The 15344-nt window shown below is 61.6% G+C and carries 19 protein-coding genes and 1 pseudogene; 17 read left to right on the plus strand and 3 right to left on the minus strand.

The annotated features are described in order from the left end of the window. Positions 1-228 (minus strand): annotated as a pseudogene (locus DyAD56_RS13260) (IS3 family transposase); the annotation flags it as partial. Between the two features lie 553 nt (positions 229-781). Here DyAD56_RS13260 and DyAD56_RS13265 point away from each other — a divergent pair. Then, on the plus strand, positions 782-1192 hold the full coding sequence (locus DyAD56_RS13265) for a hypothetical protein (protein ID WP_102303249.1): 411 nt from the start codon (positions 782-784) through the stop codon (positions 1190-1192). A gap of 132 nt (positions 1193-1324) precedes the next feature. Here DyAD56_RS13265 and DyAD56_RS13270 read toward each other — a convergent pair whose 3' ends face one another. Next, complete coding sequence (locus DyAD56_RS13270) at positions 1325-1648, minus strand: hypothetical protein (RefSeq protein WP_102303250.1); 324 nt, start codon at positions 1646-1648, stop codon at positions 1325-1327. Between the two features lie 38 nt (positions 1649-1686). Beyond that, complete coding sequence (locus DyAD56_RS13275; protein ID WP_102303251.1) at positions 1687-2079, minus strand: hypothetical protein; 393 nt, start codon at positions 2077-2079, stop codon at positions 1687-1689. Positions 2080-2542: 463 nt separating this feature from the next. Between DyAD56_RS13275 and DyAD56_RS13280 the strand changes: the two genes are divergently transcribed. From DyAD56_RS13280 to DyAD56_RS13355, 16 genes are read left to right on the plus strand one after another with little or no spacing between them, the layout of a single operon-like run. Beyond that, a complete protein-coding gene (locus DyAD56_RS13280) occupies positions 2543-3694 on the plus strand; it encodes a tetratricopeptide repeat protein (RefSeq protein WP_102303252.1) in 1152 nt (383 codons plus the stop codon). Continuing rightward, the gene (locus tag DyAD56_RS13285; protein WP_102303253.1) at positions 3684-3947 is read left to right on the plus strand and encodes a flagellar biosynthetic protein FliQ; all 264 of its coding nucleotides are present in this window, start codon (positions 3684-3686) and stop codon (positions 3945-3947) included. Before DyAD56_RS13280 ends, DyAD56_RS13285 begins: the two co-directional genes overlap by 11 nt. Before the next feature lie 11 nt (positions 3948-3958). Next, positions 3959-4717, plus strand: a complete 759-nt coding sequence (locus DyAD56_RS13290) for a flagellar biosynthetic protein FliR (RefSeq protein ID WP_146010506.1) — start codon at positions 3959-3961, stop codon at positions 4715-4717. A 1-nt stretch (position 4718) separates the two neighbouring features. Beyond that, the gene (locus DyAD56_RS13295; protein ID WP_102303255.1) at positions 4719-5792 is read left to right on the plus strand and encodes an EscU/YscU/HrcU family type III secretion system export apparatus switch protein; all 1074 of its coding nucleotides are present in this window, start codon (positions 4719-4721) and stop codon (positions 5790-5792) included. Continuing rightward, positions 5789-7849 carry a flagellar biosynthesis protein FlhA gene (locus DyAD56_RS13300; RefSeq protein WP_233202413.1) on the plus strand — a complete coding sequence of 687 codons (2061 nt, stop codon included), beginning with the start codon at positions 5789-5791 and terminating at the stop codon, positions 7847-7849. The genes DyAD56_RS13295 and DyAD56_RS13300 overlap by 4 nt, the downstream gene beginning before the upstream one ends. 7 nt (positions 7850-7856) lie before the next feature. Next, positions 7857-8534: a flagellar hook basal-body protein gene (locus DyAD56_RS13305; protein ID WP_102303256.1), complete on the plus strand. Its 678-nt coding sequence runs from the start codon at positions 7857-7859 to the stop codon at positions 8532-8534. Positions 8535-8544: 10 nt separating this feature from the next. Beyond that, positions 8545-9312 (plus strand): flagellar hook-basal body complex protein, encoded by a 768-nt coding sequence (locus DyAD56_RS13310; protein ID WP_102303257.1) that lies wholly within the window; start codon positions 8545-8547, stop codon positions 9310-9312. A 2-nt stretch (positions 9313-9314) separates the two neighbouring features. After that, the gene (flgA, locus tag DyAD56_RS13315; protein ID WP_102303258.1) at positions 9315-10019 is read left to right on the plus strand and encodes a flagellar basal body P-ring formation chaperone FlgA; all 705 of its coding nucleotides are present in this window, start codon (positions 9315-9317) and stop codon (positions 10017-10019) included. After that, complete coding sequence (locus DyAD56_RS13320; protein WP_158241337.1) at positions 10009-10599, plus strand: flagellar basal body L-ring protein FlgH; 591 nt, start codon at positions 10009-10011, stop codon at positions 10597-10599. The genes flgA and DyAD56_RS13320 overlap by 11 nt, the downstream gene beginning before the upstream one ends. Beyond that, positions 10596-11708, plus strand: coding sequence for a flagellar basal body P-ring protein FlgI (locus DyAD56_RS13325; RefSeq protein ID WP_102303260.1), 1113 nt, complete (start codon positions 10596-10598; stop codon positions 11706-11708). The genes DyAD56_RS13320 and DyAD56_RS13325 overlap by 4 nt, the downstream gene beginning before the upstream one ends. Before the next feature lie 8 nt (positions 11709-11716). Further along, positions 11717-12085, plus strand: coding sequence for a flagellar basal body protein (locus DyAD56_RS13330; protein WP_102303261.1), 369 nt, complete (start codon positions 11717-11719; stop codon positions 12083-12085). A 2-nt stretch (positions 12086-12087) separates the two neighbouring features. Next, a complete protein-coding gene (locus DyAD56_RS13335) occupies positions 12088-12501 on the plus strand; it encodes a flagellar basal body rod C-terminal domain-containing protein (RefSeq protein ID WP_233202414.1) in 414 nt (137 codons plus the stop codon). Next, a complete protein-coding gene (gene fliE / locus DyAD56_RS13340; protein ID WP_102303263.1) occupies positions 12498-12800 on the plus strand; it encodes a flagellar hook-basal body complex protein FliE in 303 nt (100 codons plus the stop codon). The genes DyAD56_RS13335 and fliE overlap by 4 nt, the downstream gene beginning before the upstream one ends. Positions 12801-12839: 39 nt before the next feature. Then, positions 12840-14264: a flagellar basal-body MS-ring/collar protein FliF gene (gene fliF, locus DyAD56_RS13345; RefSeq protein ID WP_158241338.1), complete on the plus strand. Its 1425-nt coding sequence runs from the start codon at positions 12840-12842 to the stop codon at positions 14262-14264. Beyond that, positions 14261-14710, plus strand: coding sequence for a hypothetical protein (locus DyAD56_RS13350; RefSeq protein WP_102303265.1), 450 nt, complete (start codon positions 14261-14263; stop codon positions 14708-14710). The genes fliF and DyAD56_RS13350 overlap by 4 nt, the downstream gene beginning before the upstream one ends. 38 nt (positions 14711-14748) lie before the next feature. Further along, positions 14749-15342 carry a FliH/SctL family protein gene (locus DyAD56_RS13355; RefSeq protein ID WP_158241339.1) on the plus strand — a complete coding sequence of 198 codons (594 nt, stop codon included), beginning with the start codon at positions 14749-14751 and terminating at the stop codon, positions 15340-15342. Positions 15343-15344: the final 2 nt, after the last annotated feature.

Here is a 15344-nt window from a genome sequence, read left to right on the forward strand (position 1 = left end):
CTCCAGATCCTTGATGCGTTGCGTCTCGCTGCTGGTCACGCCAGGACGTACGCCGGTATCGACCTCTTCACGCTTGATCCATTCCAGCAACGTCTGCGGCACGCAGCCAATCTTCGGGGCAATCGATTCGACCGCCGCCCACAGCGACGGATACTCTCCGCGATGCTCTTGCACCATGCGCACAGCGCGCTCACGGATCTCAGGTGAGAACTTGTTTGACTTCTTCATGGCTCCATCTTCTCAAGAGTTGGAGCCTCCACCAATCCCGGGGCGATTCAGTGGGTGGTGCCGGGAGCTATCGAAGGAATTCGGGCGGGCTCAGTTCCAAACGGAACAGCGTCGGGGTTTGTTGACCTAAGCAAAGTTGGCGAACTGAGCCCTGGGACCTACAGGGGGAATCCTCAGTACGTTAGATTTGGACAGCACGTTGCCAGTCCGAATTTCAGCACCGGAGGAACGATTAGTGACACGGTCTCGGAGCTGCTGGCAGGAAAGTCGCCGGATCTGATTGGTGATAGCCCAATTCGGGTCATCTATAGAGACGGTACCCCCTTCACTTTGGACAACCGGAGATTGATCGCCTTCAACGCAGCCGGAGTCGATAACATTCCCTTCCAGGTGGTGAACGCAAGCGATCCGGAGATTGCAACTTTGCTACGAAATCCATCCCGTCTGAATCCAATAGCCGGAGAGGGGCGATACATTGTGGTTGCCCCTAAAGCAGGGCAGGTGGCTGCGCGTCAACTGTTGTTGGAAAATGGCTTGATAAAGTGAGATTCGCATGAGTAACTCCAAAGCCGAACTTGTCATAAGTGACTTCTTGATATCCCCGGTCTGGCGTTATGACCCAGACAAGGAAATCTTTGAGCCCTTAGTCGATATTGATGCCCCGATTGGCTCGATCGATGAGCTGCACTTTTATGCTCGATTTACCACGCGGCTCGGCCAGAATTTTCAAGGATCAGTGACGGGCAAGGGGGATATTGCGATTGGCATTTTTTTGAATGATCGCTGGTACTCCTTGAACAAGGATTGGAAGCAAGCATCTCTGGAGCAGCTTGGCGCCATGATTCGCGACTCCAATATGCAGGCGGTGAGCTCACCAACAGAACTGCTTCCTTTAAGGTTCGAGACAATCATCAACAAGAAGCCGTTTGTTGATTGGAGCGGCGAGTTTGATTTCCAGCAGTAATATCCATCAGAACGCCCGCGATAAGCGGGCGTTTTGTTGTTCCAAGCAGTGCACCGAGCTATCCCGATGGCCTGGCATATCGGTTGGACTTGCCTGACCACCTTGCTGGTCCTGATGGATTCAAAACAGGGGTCAGAGTGCACTTTTTGATGCATGAGCCCCTTTGCGGGGCCGGCCAATTTTCGCCGGTCCCGCACGTGGGTTGAGCTGGGCCTCGATCGCTGCGCGAAACCGCTCGGAACCCAAGGCATGCTGGCGTTGAAGATGGAGCCGAATGCTATCGAGGTCATCAGGAGATAGCACTTCGTCCAGCAGGACGCGGTAAGCCGCACAGCGTTCGGTTTGCGTGTTGCCGAGTGCGAGATAGCTGGCGTGCGGGTGGATGAGCTTGTTGTCTTGTCCCGTGGCGTGGGCGGCATAGCTTGACCAGTGCCAGCCCGCAAGATGCGCCGCCATGCGCGGCTGTAGACGCCGGCACTACCCGCCAAAGCCCATCACTTCTTCAAGCTGCGAATCATCTCGACAAACTGCGCGTGGAATCGCTCATCGATATCCATCGCCTGATTGATCCGCTCGATCATCGGCTGAAACTGCGTGTTCTGTCTGAAGTCGCCACCGAACTCCCACAGGATGATTTCGCGTAGCGTCGTCTCCCGCACGCGGCCGGTGGAGTCGCTGTCATCCGGATCTACGTTGGCCAACAGGGTCCGCAGGCGCTGGCGAAGCTGTTCGATGGAGTGCGCTTGCGTTGTTGCGGCCTGGTCTTTGCCGGTGAGCATCGTTGGCGATGCCGTGGCGGAGGAACCCGTCGACTTGGCCTTGCCCTGGGCCAGAGCACGCATCGTTTCCAGTAACGAAGAGCCTGGGGTGATGCGGTCGGTCGGCATGCTGTGGTTCCTTGGTGCGATCAACGCAGTGAGTTTAACGGTGAAGGTGCGGGCGAGCGGGTCATCGGTCCACCGCGCCGGGTGTTTGTCGGACGTGTTAGGGGCCTTGGAGCCGAAGCAACAGGCGTCTGGCCGCCTCGACTGCCGCCAGAACTTGCGAACGGCAAATTCATGTAAGTGATTTTACGGCGTTTAATGACGCAATATATTGCGATCCATTTGGCTTATTGACAGCTTCTTGACAGCGCACCTAGTCTCGCCGCGTCGCAGCCCAGATCAACATCACGGATCTGCTGGACAGCGCGGGGGCGCTGTTTTGAGGGGCTGGAATGCTAGGGGGCGTACGGTTTTTCGCCGTGCGTAAATGGATTTACGTGTACGAAATCATTCCGGACGCCGGGCGGCATTTCGCCCAGTTCTTCGTATCTATCCGCGGGCAGCATCGAAAGTTTAGGGTCGTCGCATGAGTCGCGTCGCATCCCTGGAAGCTTTTGCGGACCGCGACCCAACCAATCCCGATCTTCTTTGCGATCTGCTCGACAGCCTGGTGCTGGAGGGGCTGGTTCAGCGCGCTCGCGAGCGGCTGGAGCGGGCTCCGCAGGCGCTGCGTGCCATGCCGGGCGTGGTGTTTCGCGATGCACGGTTGGCGCTGGTCGAGGGTGATCTGCCCAAAGTCATTGCGCTGCTGAACCCGCTGGTTTCAGCGCTGCAGCCGGCACCGGCCGGGTTGTGCCATGACCTGGCCTATGCGCAGTTCACGCTGGGAGAGCCCGATGAGGCGCTGCGCACGCTGAGCAAGGCATCGGCCGTCGAAGGTGATGACGTCATTTCCATTGCACTGTTGACCGCGCGCATCTGGCATCGCCAGCAGCGCATTCGCGAGGCGCTTGCCTTGTTGGATGGTTTGCATGACCCGTCGCGACAGGCCGAGATCGACGGTTTGCGTGCACTGTTGCTGCTGGACCATGGCCAGGTATCCGATGCAGCGCATGAGGCATTTCGCGCGTTGTCGCTGGATCCAGCGCAGTTCGAAGCCGGACTGGTGAGCGGTTCGTTGGCATTGTCGGCGCGGCGCGAAGACGCGATTCCGACTTTCCAGCGACTGGTCGCCATGCGTCCGAATGCGGGCCGTGCCTATCTTGGCCTGGGCGAAGGGCTGATGATGTCCGGCGATATCGTGGCGGCCACGGCCGTGCTCGATCGCGCTGTGACGTACATGCCCGATCACATCGGTACGTGGCATGCGCTGGCGTGGTGCCAATTGCTGCAGGGCAAGCTGGACGATGCGCAGCGGAGCTTTGATCAGGCGTTTGCGCTGGATCGCACGTTTGGCGAAACACACGGTGGTCGCGCACTGATCCACGCGCTTCGCGGTGAGCGCGAAGCGGCCAGTGAATCGATCAAGCGTGCGCTACGGCTCGATCCGCAGGGGCGCAATGCGCGTTACGCGCAGAGCGTGCTTCTGCTGGATGAGGGCCGGGAGGCGGAGGCGCAGTCGATCATTCAGGATCTGGTGGCATCGCCCCAGGCGGGGCGTCCGCTGGTTTCGCCGGATTTCGTCAATACGCTGCGCGACCTGCTGCGTCCGAAGCAGGGCGGCAGCCGTGGACACTGATGTCGCCATGCATTTGCTCGCACAAACGCTGTTGACGGCGGCGAAGGTGAGTGCGCCCATTCTTGTCGCCACGTTGCTGGTGGGCGTCGTCATCTCCATCGTGCAGGTGGTGACGCAGATTCAGGAAATGACGCTGACCTTCATCCCGAAACTCGTGGTGGTGGTGGTGATGTTCGTGATCACGGGCGCTTGGATGATGGCGGTGGTGGTGGAGTTCACGCGGCATTTGTTTGGCCTGGTCGCGGGAATGTAAGCGCAGTGAAGATGGATACGGATCTTGTTGTTTTTCTGCTGGCTATGGCGCGCTTTTCGCCCTTGCTGATGGTGCCCGCGCTGGGCCCGCTGGCCTGGGTGCCGGGGTATGTGCGCGTGATCATGCTGACGGCATTGAGCGTGATTGCGCTCGGCTCGGCGGACATGCATGCCATCCAGGCGCATGTCACGGAGTCGCCCTGGCTGTTCGGGCTCGCCATGGCGGGCGAAAGCCTGGTCGGGCTTACATTTGCGCTGGCGACGGTGCTGCCCATGGCTGCGTTGGGCTTTGCGGCGCGCATGGTGGACATGCAGTCGGGCGTGGCGGCTGCCAGCGTGCTGAACCCCTCCACCCGCACAACGGAATCACTGTTTGGCACGGTGATTCAGTGGAGCGGCATGGTGGTGTTCTTTGCGCTCGGCCTGCACGTGGTGCTGTTGCGCGGGCTGGTGTCGTCGATGCAGCTGGTGCCCATTGGCAGCGGCAGCGTGGTGGTTTCTCCGGGAACGTTCCTCGGCCTGCTGTCGACGCAGTTCCTGCTCGGCCTGATGGTGGTGCTGCCGGTGATCCTGGGCCTGTTTGCCATCGATCTGGGCACGGCGTACGCAAGTCGCTCCATGCCGCAGGCCAACATCTATTTCGTGGCGCTTCCGTTGAAGCTGCTGGCCGGCTTTACGCTGCTGGCCGCAACGTTGAGTTTTGCGCCGCCGCTGATCGAACGACTGTTCCGCAACGCCTTTGCTGCGTTGCCGATGATGGGAGGCCACTGAGGTGGCCGAGAACGATCAGAACAAAACCGAACAACCGACGCCGTTCCGTCTTGAGGAAGCGCGGAAGAAAGGGCAGGTACCACGCAGCCCGGAGATGACTGGCCTGGTGGTGACCTTGGTGTTCAGCGTAACGCTGTGCATCACCGCCTACACCTTGGCGCATGCCTGGGGTCGCTCGTTCGAGCGCATGATGTTGATGGCCGGCAATGCACCGGCGCCTTCAGTCGGCCTTATGCGCTGGATTGGCGCCACGTTTCACCCGGTATGGCAGGCGATGGTGCCGCTGGTGATCGCATTGGTGATCGCGGCCGTGGTGGCCAACCTCGTGCAGACCGGGCCGGTGTTCAGCACCGAGCCGCTCAAGCCTGACTTCTCCCGCCTGAATCCGGCGCAGGGCTTCAAGCGGATCTTCTCGATGCGTCTGCTGTGGGATCTTTTCAAGCTGACCTTCAAGGTTTCCTTGCTCGGCGGCCTGGCCTGGCTGTTGGCCGGCAAGCTGCAGCATCAGGTGTTGGCGACCGCCAATGCGTCGCCCAAGGCGGCGGGCGTGCTGCTGCAATCGGTGTATGTGCGGGTCACGGTCTGGACGTTGGCCGCGCTGGCGTTTGTGGCGTTGTTGGATCTGTTGTTCTCGCGCCGCGAGTACCTGCGCAAGCTGCGCATGAGCCACAACGACATCAAGGACGAAGTAAAACGGCGCGAAGGCGACCCGGACGTCCGCCAGAAGCGCAAGCGCTTGATGGTGGAGCTGCTCAAGCAGTCGCGATCCATTCGCCGTGTGCCGGAGGCGGACGTGGTGCTTACCAACCCCACGCATCTTGCGGTGGCGTTGCGTTATCGGCCGCGCACCATGCGTTCGCCGGTGGTGCTCGCCAAAGGCACTGATGCCGTGGCTGCCGCCATGCGCAGCAAGGCCGCCGTGTCGGGCGTGCCTTGCCTGCGCTCGCCGGCACTGGCCCGCGCGCTGTTCCGCGAATGTGGCGTGGATCGAACGGTTCCCGATCATCTCTATAGCCAGCTTGCCCCGGTGTACCGCTGGCTCATGCGTCGGCCCGGCAACAGGATTTTCTCGTGAACACGCTCTTTGGTCAGATCTGGAGCGGCAAGCGCGACATGGCGCTGGTGCTGGGCATGATCGGCATCCTGATCATCCTGTTCACGCCCATTCCGCCGGGGTTGCTCGACTTTCTGCTGGTGCTCAACTTTACGACGGCACTGTTGGTGCTGCTCATTACGTTCTTCACCGAAACGCCGCTGAGCTTCTCCACGTTTCCGTCACTGCTGCTGATCACCACGCTGTTCCGCCTTGCGCTGAACATTTCGGCGACGCGCCTGATTCTGGACAAGGGCAATGCGGGGCGGGTGATCAACGCGATTGGCTCGTACGTGGTGGGCGGCAACTACGTGATTGGCCTGGTGGTGTTCCTGATTCTGGTGGTAGTGCAGTACGTGGTGGTCACCAGTGGCGCGCAGCGTGTAGCGGAAGTGGCGGCGCGCTTCACCCTGGACAGCATGCCCGGCAAGCAGATGAGCATCGACGCCGACATGAACATGGGGCTGATCGATCAGCATGAGGCCAAGCGTCGCCGTGCCCTGGTTGAGCGCGAGGCTAGCTTTTACGGCGCAATGGACGGCGCGACCAAGTTCGTGAAGGGCGATGCCATCGCCGGCATCATGATCATCCTGATCGACATCATCGGTGGGCTTGCCGTGGGTATGGCCCAGCGCGGCTTGCCTTGGTCGGATGCAGCTCACCAATACACCTTGCTCACGGTTGGCGACGGCATCGTGACGCAGATTCCCTCGCTGGTGATTGCGGTGGCGACGGGCATCATCATCACGCGTGCGGCCTCGGACGCGCAGCTGGGTACCGAGGTGACGCGGCAGGTGCTGTCCAACTCGCGCACGCTGCTGATCGTGGCATTGGCGTTGCTGGGCGTGCTGATGCTGCCCGGTCTGCCGGCATGGCCGGTGTTGGTGGTGTTGGCAGGTGTTTGCGCGTTGATTTTCTTCTCCGTGCGCAGCAAGCAGTCGAAGGGACAAGATGAGCAAGAGCAGGCTATGCCCGAAACACCGGCTGCTCGCTCCGAGGAAGACATTTACAAGTTGATGGCGGTCGAGCCGATCGAGATCCATCTCGGTACGGCGATCGTGGCCACGTACAAGGCCAAGAATCTGGATCTGGGCGAACGCATCGCCACGTATCGCAAGCAGTACGCGCTGGAGGCAGGTTTCATCCTGCCGAAGGTGAAGTTGATCCAAGAGGCGCCGCTGCCCGAACGGGGCTACGAGCTGCATGTGCAAGGCTCACGGGCGGGGAAGGGCGAATTGCATTTCGATGCGTTACTAGCCATTGATCCGGGTGGCAAGCGTCCGCGCCTGGAAGGCAAGGAAACCAAAGACCCTGCCTATGGCCTGCCTGCGCTATGGATCTCCCCGGACCAGCGGCAGTTCGCTCGCGGCGCGGGTTACACCTTGGTCGATCCGGAAACGGTATTGATCACCCATCTGGGCGAAGTAGTGAAGCGGTATGCGCCCGAGCTGCTGACCCGCGCGGAAACCGAGCGGCTGGTCACGCGTGTGCGTGAGCAGCAGGCATCGCTGGTGGATGAACTGATTCCCGGTGTCATGTCTTACACGGACGTCCAAAAGGTGCTCCAACAGTTGCTGCGAGAGCAGGTCAGCATCCGCAATATCGAGGCCATCCTCGAAGTGCTGGTCGACGCGGGCAAGACGCTCAAGCAGACCGACGAGCTGGTAGAGCGCGTGCGCGAGCGGCTTGGGCCGGTGATCTGCCAGCGCGTAAGCAATGCGCAGGGCGAATTGCACGTACTGACGCTGGCGACAGAGCTGGAGCGCAATATCGTTACGGCGCTGCGCCAACGCGAGGGCGCTGGCCTGTTGCTCAGCGATCCTGGGCAGTTGGAGGCGCTGCTCGGCGGCCTGGCCAAGCAGTCCGAGGCGATGATGGTGCGCAGCCATCTGCCTGTGCTGCTTTGCCCCAGCGCGCTGCGCAGGCATCTTCGCGCGCTCGTCCAGCGCAGCCTTCCCCATATCACCGTGCTCGGCATCAACGAGGTGCCGGCCTCCCTGGCAGTGAAGTCATTTGGCGTCGTCACGGCGACGCAGTGAGGAGTTCATGAGTAACGTTATTTCCAGTATTGCCAGTTACCTCAGCCGGGACGTCGAGTCGCTTGATGTCATCAGCCAGAACGTCGCGAATATGCGGACGGCCGGCTATCGCACCGAGCGTCTCAAGGGTGACTTCCGTACTGCGACCGGCGCCGATGACCGCGCCCTCAGCTTGCTGGATGGCAACCTCGACAAGACCGGCGCGCCGCTGGATCTCGCCATTCAGGGTGCGGGCTTCTTCGTGGTGGACCAGAACGGCCAGGAGCGCCTGACGCGCAACGGGCAGTTTCATATCGACGCCGATCACCAGCTGGTGGATGCCATGGGCCGCCCCGTGTTGGGCGAAGCCGGGCCGATCACGCTCGACAGTGCCTCCGTACACATTGGTGTCGATGGCGCCATCAAGGATGGCGACAAGGAGATCGACACGCTGAGGATCGTCGGCATCGCCAACGCCGATGGCTTGCGCGAGATCGGCGATGGCCTCTATGCGTACGACGGTGCGACCGGCGACTGGAACGGCACCTTGCACCAGGGTGCACTGGAGCGATCCAACGTCGACCCCGGCACCGAAATGGTGCGCCTGATGGAAGTGACCCGGCACGCGCAATCCGTGCAACGCGCCATTCAGGCCTATGACGCCGCCATGCAGAGCGGTATTTCCCACCTTGGCGACAACGCCTGAGGAGCACGAGATGATCGACGCGCTTTATATCGCCACCTCCGGCCTGAAAAGCCAGCAGAGCCAGATCGATACGCTCTCCAACAATATTTCCAACATGCAGACGCCGGGCTTCAAGGCCAAGCGCGTTGCGTTCGGCGACATCGCGACCATGTCGCCTGCCCAGGTGGCCGCAGGGCTTTCGCCGGAGAGCGAAGGCGCCGGTTCGGAAATTATTGCCACGACAGCGCTGTTCTCGCAGGGTCAGGTGATGCAGACCAACAACACCTGGGATCTCGCCATCCAGGGCAGCGGCTTCTTCGAAGTAGTGGACGGCAACGGCAACCATCTGTACACCCGCGCCGGCCAGCTTCACGTGGATAGCGAGGGCTACCTCTCTACGGTCGATGGCAATCGATTGGCGCAGGAAATCCAGATTCCGCCGGACGCCGCGCAAATTCAGATCAACCAGAGTGGGCAGATCTACGCGAACGTCGGCGGCAGTGCCACGCAGACATTGTTGGGCACGATCGAGCTGAGCGTGTTCCCTTCTGCGGACGGGCTGCAATCGGTGGGTGGCAACAATTTTTCAGCCACGCAGGCCTCGGGTGACCCCAGCGTGGAGAAGGCGAACGAGAACGGCACTGGCAGCATTCTGCAGGGCTCACTGGAGAGCTCGAATGTGGACATGGTGTCGGAGATGTCTTCGCTGGTGATCGCGCAACGGGCCTATCAGCTCAATGCACGCGTGCTGCAGGCATCTGACCAGATTCTCGACACCATCAATAATCTCCGGCAGTAAGCATGCGCCTGCTTCTTTTCGCTCTCGCCATCTTGCTGTTGCCCCTGCGCCTTATGGCCGGGGATGCGCAGCAGACAGTGGTCGCGTCCCGACTGGTCGATGCGGCCCAGATCGTGCTGCGCGAGCGCCTGCCGGGCAACGGCGATGCGACGCTGTCCACCATGGGGGCACCCGAGGACGTTCGTGTGCCCACCGGTGTGGTGAGCATCAAAGCCCGCGACGTCAGCGGGCGCTGGCCGCGTTCGCGCGTTGGCGTGCCGGTGGATGTGTTGGTCGATGGCAGGGTTGTTCGGTCTGCCACCGTATGGTTTGCCGTGAGCGTGCGCGGCAAAGCGCTCACTTACAGCGAGGACGCCGCCATGGGTGCGTCGGCGCAGTCCCTGCGTACGCAGGCCACCGACATTGACATGGCGTCGCTCCAGGAAACGCCAGTCGAAAGCCCCGAGGCACTGGATGGCCTGCGTTTGCGCAGGCCGGTGCAGGCGGGTGCGCCCGTTCTGTCGAGCGATTTTGAAAAGATTCCAGACGTCGATCGACGCGAGAAAGTGCGTGTGCTCGCGAGCTACGGCGCCATTCATCTGACGACGCACGGCGTCGCCAATAGCACGGGGAATGCGGGGGACGTGGTTCCCGTGCTGGTCGATGGTGCCGATGTGCCGGTGCGTGCCCGGGTTACCGATAAGGGAGTGGTCGAAGTTGTCCAGTAAACACGTCATAGCTCTCATTCTGGCCTGCGTGCTGATGGCGCCGCGCTTGCATGCTCAGCATGCCGACGGCTCAATGATCGAGCCAGATACTTATCGGGGCCTGGCTGCCGACCGGCGTGCCCATCAGGTGGGGGACACCCTCACCGTGGTGGTCACCGAGACGGCGCAGGCATCCGCCAGCGCCAATACCGATGCGGATAGCGGCGTACAGCTTGCTGCCAACGTGCAGAGCAAGCGTTCGCAACATAACTACGGCGTCGGTTTGTCAGGTTCGGATGCGGGTGAAGGCAAGACGACCCGCGCCGGCATGCTGCAGGCGCAGCTGACGGTGCGTGTCATGGCCGTGGAAGGCGACGAGATGCTACGCATTCGCGGTGAGCAGACCGTGGTTGTAAACGGCGAGAAGCAGCACTTTGCGCTGACGGGGCTAGTGCGGCCGGAGGACATCTCGTCCACAAACGTGATCCTTTCCAACCGGATCAGCGAGGCGAACATCGAGTTCACCGGCCAAGGCGACGTATCCGAAGCCCAGCGCCGCAGCATCCTTTATCGCATTACGCGCTGGTTGCACCTCATATGAAATATCTTGGCTTTGTCATTGCGTTGCTGGGCATAACCGCATTTCCCGTGCACGCGGATGCTGTCAGCGTCCGCCTGAAGGAAATCGCCCGCATCGAGGGTGTACGCGACAACCCGTTGACGGGATACGGCCTGGTGATCGGCCTGGCAGGTACGGGCGATACGAGCAAGAACCACCTCACGGTGCAGTCGGTGGCCAGTACGCTGAGCCACTTTGGCGTGAACATCAGCCCCGATGATCTCAATAGTCGCAACGTGGCGGCTGTGCTCGTGACGTCGACATTGCCGGCGTTTGCCGAATCAGGGCAGAAGCTGGATGTGTCGGTGTCCTCGCTGGGTGATGCGCGCAGCCTGTCGGGCGGCGTATTGCTGCTGACGCCACTCAACGGCCCGGATGGAAAGCTTTATGCCCTCGCGCAAGGTGCGCTTTCCGTCGGCGGTTACGACGTGCGCTCGTTCGGCAGCGTGGAGCAGAAGAACCACCCCACGGTGGGTCGCGTGCCAGATGGTGCGTCGGTCGAAAGGGAGGCGCCACTGGGGCTTAATACGGACAGCCGCACGCTGGACGTCGTGCTTTACCAGCCGGATTTCACCACGGCCGAGCGAGTGGCTGAATCCTTGCGTCGCAACGCAGGCGTCAACGCCGTGGCGGAACACGCCGGCAAGGTAAAGGTGGTGTTTCCCTCGCCGCAGACCGACATGGTGCGGGCCATTTCAATGATCGAGAACGTGCAGGTGGTGCCCGATGCCATTGCTCGCGTGGTGGTCAACGAGCGCACCGGAACCGTGGTGTCGGGCGGTGACGTGCGACTTGGCAGCGTGACCATCTCGCAAGGCGATCTGCGCGTTTCGGTGCAGACCGACTATCTCGTGTCGCAGCCCGAGGGGCTTATCAACCCCTCTCGCAATATCGGCACGGCAGTCGTGCCGCAGTCGACCATCCACGTACAGGACCCGGAGGCCCGCATGGTCAACATGCCCAACGGCGCCACCGTGGCCGATCTGGTCGGGGCACTGCGTGCCATCCACCTGTCGACGCGGGACGTGATCACCATTCTTCAATCCATCAAGGCCGCCGGCGCATTGCACGGCGACCTGGTTATTCAGTGAGGCATGCCATGGATCTGACTACTGAGGCTTTGCGCCTGAGCATGGGGCTGGCGCGAACACGCGCGGAAGTGGCGAGCGCCAATATCGCCAATGTCGACACCCCGGGGTACCGCGCGCAGCGCGCGGATTTCGGGCAGGCCGTGGGACTTCTGCAGCAGGCCGCCTCCCATGCCGAGATGAGTGGCGAGACGCTACGTGTGGAAGGCGAGCGGGACATTGCTTCGAAAGTCACGAGATCGGACGCAGATGATGCGGGCGTGCAGCTTGATGGCGAGGTTGCCGATCTCGAGGCCGCTAGCACGGACTATCAGTCGATGACGGCTGTGCTTTCCCGTCGTTTCTCACTCATGCAGCTTGCGCTGGCAGGCAGGAACTAATCATGGTGGATCAGATTTTTGCGGCGACACGCTACGGCCTTGAGTACGAGCGTCTGAGGCTGGAGGCGGCGAGCCACAACATTGCTGTCGCCAATACGCCCAGCGACAGCTCGCGGTCTTCGCAGTTGATGCGCGTATCCACCACGTTTCTTCCGCATGTGGGCGTGCAGGGCGCGGATGCCGGGCATTGGCCGCGCGCCATGCTGGTTGGCACGCAAGCTGCCGAGCGCAAGGTGCACGATCCGTCGGATCCGGCCGCGGACAAGGACGGCATGGTGAGCTACCCGAAAGTGGATATGGTCCAGGAAATGAGCGAACTGATGGACGCCAGCCGAGCCTATGAGGCAAACGTCAGGGCGTTCAATACGCTGCGTGGCATGGCGCTGCATGCGCTGGATCTGGGCGGTGGCGCATGAGCATCGCGGCCATTGACCCCATTGCGATCGGAAAGATCGACGCGGCGCACGAGGCGACACCGGTCAGTCTTGCTCAAGGCGAAAAGTTCATCGACGCCCTGGGTGACGGACTCAACAGCATCAATGCGGATCTTTCCCAGGCCGACTCGCTGGCACGGCAGATGGCTGCGGGAGACAAGGTGCCCGTGCACGACGTGATGATCGCCTTTGAGCAGGCGCACCTGAAGTTGCAGATGGCAGTGGAGGTGCGCAACCGAGTGGTGGATGCGTACCAGAACCTGACCAACATGCAGTTGTAATCGTACGTCGTGGACGGCAGTTCTATGCCCGGAGCAGGTATGCAGCAGTTTTTTTCTAATCTATCCCGACGTTCTCGCGTCGCCTTCGCATTGGGGGCGCTCGCTATTGTGGGGATCACCGGCGGTGCCGCGTGGTGGCTGGGCCACCCTGATTACGGCGTGCTATTTCGCGACCTGAAGGATGCGGACGCCGCCGAAATCACCACGGCGCTGGGCCAGATGCAGGTTCCTTATCGCATTACGGATGGCGGGCATTCGATCCTGGTGCCCGGCGATGCTGTGTACGACACGCGCATGAAGCTCGTGTCTCAGGGCGTTCCCAAAGGTGGGAGCGTGGGGTTCGAGTTGTTCAAGGATTCGGACTATGGCGTGACGGAATTCGCCCAGCGCGTGAATTTCCAGCGCGCGTTGCAGGGGGAGCTGGAACGCACTATTGATGCGATGGACGAGGTGTCGTCGTCTCGCGTGCATCTGACCATTCGGCGGGACGACCTGTTCGCGCACGACGGTGATGCCTCCAAAGCCTCCGTGAGCATTGCCATCAAGCCGGGCAAGCACGTGGATGCCCGCCAGGTGGTGGGTGTGCAGCGCCTTGTCGCATCCGCGGTCGAAGGATTGACATCGGACGCGGTGGTGGTGCTCGACGGCAACGGCACGGTGCTGTCCGCGCACGCTGTGGATGGCTCCGGCTTTGCCGCAGACGACCGCATGGACGAGCAGTCGCATCTCGAGTTGCAGTTGCGCCAGAAGGTGTCGACATTGCTGCACCGTGCACTGGCCAACGACGATTTCACCGTGTCGGTGGATGTTCGCCTCAACTACGACCACGTGAAGCAAGTGCGCGAGCGCCTTATTGCACAGGGTAAGGACGGTAACGGGCTGTTGGTCAGGGAAAAAACCGGATCCAGCGGTAAGTCCGCCGACGACTCCGATCCCGATCGCCTGAAGCCCGGCTCGTCGAGCACTGACCGCGAAGTGGAGTATGCGCACGGACGCGAGCAAGAAGAGATCGTGCAGGCGCCGGGGCGTATTGAGCGAATTTCCGTGGGCATCGTGGTGCCAGACGCTATGCCTTCGGGCGAGCTGTCCAAACTCTCGGATGTGGTCTCCGCGGGGCTGGGCTTGGATCCGAATCGGGGCGACAAGGTGGATATCGCATCCATCGCGCCGCCGGTGACCCTGGCGAACGACAAGCCTCATGTGGCGAGCGCGAACGGATCCTCGGCCGAGACCTCGTCGGTGGACGATACCGATGGTGCGCAGCAAGCCCGGGGTGACGCCATGCGCGTGAGTCGCATGCCTACCTGGGCCTATCTCGCCCTTGGCGCGGGAGCGTTCCTGCTGGTCGCGCTGTGGATGGCCTTTAGCACGCGTCCGCGCCCCCGCCGACTTACCGCGCCGGAACGCGAAGAGGCGCTCCAGCGACTCCGTCAATGGATTTCCACGGCTGAGGTGAAGTCGTGAATGCAGCGGGCATGCGGAAGGCGGCGGTTTATCTGGCGTCGCTGCATCCAACGGATCGACGCTGGTTGTTGGCGCAGTTGCCCGTGGCGTCGGCGCAACAGTTGAGGGCGCTTGCCGAAGAAGCAGAGCCTCTGGTTCGCGCGATGCCCGAATCGCTGCACACGCTGTTGGCGGAGCAGGATCAGCACGATGCTATTGAAGTGCCCACGCCAGACCTTTTGATCGGAGCAATCAATACGCTCGATGAACCATGGGCGGCACGGATGATCGCCGGTGCTGCGCGGGATCACGCGGAAATCTATCTCGCCGCCTGTTTCCGGCAGCGCGCCATCGGCATACGCAGCGAACTGATGACGTTGCCGCAGAAGTTTCCCGCGGCACTGGCGCAGTGCCTTGCTGAGGAGCTGTCCTTGATGGCCAATCAGGCTGAGGCGGCATCCGCATGATCCGCCGTTTGCCCGATGCCATGGGGGCAGATAGCGCCATGCCCTATCTGCCCACGCAGGTTGCGTCTTCCGCAATGCCGGAAGTGGCGCCCGCAGACACCAAGGCTTATAGCGACGGCTACCGCGAGGGATTCGAGGCCGGCGATGAAGATGGTCGGCGCGAAGCCGAAGCAAGATTGGCTGCGATCGAGAATGAGCTGCGCGGTCGATTCGAAACGGCTGAGTCATTGCTACATGCAGAGCGCGAGCGCCTGTCCGTCCTTCTGGAGCGGCTGGCAGAGTCCGAAGCCCAGCGTGTGATGGCGATGGAGGCCGCAGCCTTCGAGATCGCCTTGCTTTGTATTTCAAAAGCGTTTGGCGAGCGTGATGGCGATCAGGCGCTTATCGGCCGCCTGGTCTCCGGAATGGTGCAGGAATTTCGTTCGGACGCTGTGCGTCTGCAGGTGGCAGATAGCGACAGACAGCTGTTGCCCGAGCAAATCGACGGCATGGCTATCGAGTCAGATCCCGCAATGTCGCCAGGCTCCTGTGCGCTGGTCACTCAGCGCGGGCGCATTGAGACGTCCATCGCCGAGCGCCTGACGACCATTCATCAGGCCATGGTCGACGCGCTCCAAGGGGCAGGGCCCTGATG

Source organism: Dyella sp. AD56 (assembly GCF_002878475.1).
Taxonomy (GTDB): domain Bacteria; phylum Pseudomonadota; class Gammaproteobacteria; order Xanthomonadales; family Rhodanobacteraceae; genus Dyella.